Consider the following 2,319-nt stretch of genomic DNA (forward strand, 5'->3'; position numbering starts at 1 on the left):
ACCACCACGAGGATTTTGAATAAATACACGCTCGTTTATTCAGACAGGTGTTATAATAGTGGGATGTTGAATCTAACCTACGAGTACAAGCTTATTCCCACCGACGCGCAACGCGAAACCTTCGACCACTGGTTAGAAATTTGTCGGAAGGTCTACAACTATGCCTTGCGAGAACGAAAGGATTGGGTTAACTCTCGCAAGTGTGAGATCGACTCATGCAGCATCAAGCAGGAATACATTATCCCTGTTGATGCACCACGTCCAACTTTTGCTCGTCAGTGCAAAACACTGGCAGAAGCAAAGAAATCAATACCTGAATTGAAACTACCTCACACTCATGTATTGCAACAAGTGTTACGCCAATTAGAGTCGGCATTTGTGGCGATGTGGGATCGTGGGTATGGATTCCCCAGATTTAAAAAACGGATGCGCTCATTTGTTTTCCCTCAGTTGAATTTGAAATCCGTGCAACGATTCAATGATGAGGATTGGGTTAATCTGCCTAAGATTGGCTTGGTTAAAATGCACTTGTCTCGCCCTATTCCTGAAGGGTTCGAGGTGAAACAAATTCGCGTTGTTAAGCGGGCTTCTGGTTACTATGCCATGCTCGCGTTGCAGTGCGATGTCGAAGTGCCTCAAACTTCACCATCAGGTCATGGATTAGGGATTGATTTAGGACTGGAACACTTTTTGGCAACTTCAGACGGGGAGTTGATCGATAGACCTCGATTCTTTGTGGATGGGCTCTTCAAGCTGAAATTGCTGCAACGTCAATTGAAACGGAAGAAGAAAGGGTCTAGAAAATTTCGTCAGCTTCAGCGTCGAATTGCCAGACACCACGAATACATCTCGAATAGTCGCAAAGATTTTCACTTTAAGACCGCTCATCATTTGTGCAACCAAGGACAAACTATATTTGCCGAGGATCTAAACCTCAAAGCCATGTCAGCCGGAATGCTATGCAAGCATACATTTGATGTAGGCTTTGGACAGTTCCTCGGTATTTTGGGTTATGTGAGCTTTAAGCGAGGTGCATACTTTGCCAAAGTAGACCCGAATGGCACTAGCCAAACTTGCCCTAGATGTCAGACGCATACAGGCAAAAAGGATCTATCTGAGCGGGTGCATAAATGCCCTGAATGTGGGTATGAGACAAATCGAGATGTTGCAGCCGCGCAAGTGGTTTTGCAACGTGGATATACAGCGGTGGGGCACATCGCAGTGAATTTTGGGGAGGGCAAGTAGCATAAGCTATCCCAATAAACCAAGAATCCCCTCGCCTTCAGGCAGGGGAGTTGTCAATTGAGATAATGGCCTAACATGACTCATCCTATTCTCGATCGCCCTGATATATTGCAGGTAATCTTCCATCCCAGACGAGATTACAACTTTAGCTCGAACATTCCAGCTGTCTACCCGGTTGCTGTGGAGGTTGAACCCGGTGTCGCCGTCACGGGAAGATTGCACCCAGCATCAACCGATTCGCCAGCAATCGTTTATTTTCACGGTAATGGGGAAATTGCTGCTGATTACGATGAACTGGCACAGATCTACGTGGACTTAGGCATCACTCTGCTGGTGATGGATTATCGTGGATATGGATCGAGCGACGGGAAGCCTACAGCTAGCAATTTGTTGAGTGATGCTGTGACTGTGTTCGATGCGGTTGGTGAGATTTTCCAGTCTCATTACTTGAGTCCAAAGCAGTTTTATGTTATGGGTAGAAGTCTTGGCAGCGCGGCTGCGATCGAAGTGGCGAGGTATGCAGGCGATCGATTGGCAGGACTGATTATTGAGAGCGGCTTTGCAGATACTTTCGCGCTACTATCCCGCTTCGGAGTAATAATTAAAAGAGCAGAGGAAGAGCGCGATGGCTGTGGCAACGCCTTCAAATTGAGCCAAATTACTACACGAACTCTCATTATCCACGGTCAAAATGATGTGTTGATTCCGGTAGAAGATGCGCTGGAATTGCATCGTTCTTCTGCTGCACAGGACAAAGAGATATTGCTGATTTCTCAAGCCGGTCACAACAATTTGATGCTACTGGGGATGGATTTATATTTTGAGGCGATCCAGAATTTTTTAGGTGTTTAGAAAAATGATTTCTTAACTTCTTTTACTGGACTGACGCGCTGGGATTAGCCAAACCAAGTGTAAAAAGTCATTGACTGAAATTTTTTAGGACTAGATTACTGTATTATTTCGATAAAATTCAATCAATTTCTGGCCCTAAAATAGCATTGTATTCTGAAAAATCAAGAGTCAAACTTTGCTGAGTAGCCCATCTTTGAATATCTTTTATAGAGCAATCGTAGG

The 2,319-nt window shown here is 44.9% G+C and carries 2 protein-coding genes; both read left to right on the top strand.

Translation table 11 applies throughout. From position 1 onward, the window contains the following. The first annotated feature begins 63 nt into the window (after positions 1-63). The gene (locus H6S82_RS29645) at positions 64-1,245 is read left to right on the top strand and encodes an RNA-guided endonuclease TnpB family protein (RefSeq protein ID WP_190463996.1); all 1,182 of its coding nucleotides are present in this window, start codon (positions 64-66) and stop codon (positions 1,243-1,245) included. 75 nt (positions 1,246-1,320) lie between these two features. Beyond that, on the top strand, positions 1,321-2,097 hold the full coding sequence (locus tag H6S82_RS29650; protein WP_190463970.1) for an alpha/beta fold hydrolase: 777 nt from the start codon (positions 1,321-1,323) through the stop codon (positions 2,095-2,097). Positions 2,098-2,319 lie beyond the last annotated feature (222 nt).

The sequence above is a fragment of the Planktothrix sp. FACHB-1355 genome, assembly GCF_014748295.1.
GTDB lineage: Bacteria > Cyanobacteriota > Cyanobacteriia > Cyanobacteriales > Aerosakkonemataceae > Aerosakkonema > Aerosakkonema funiforme_A.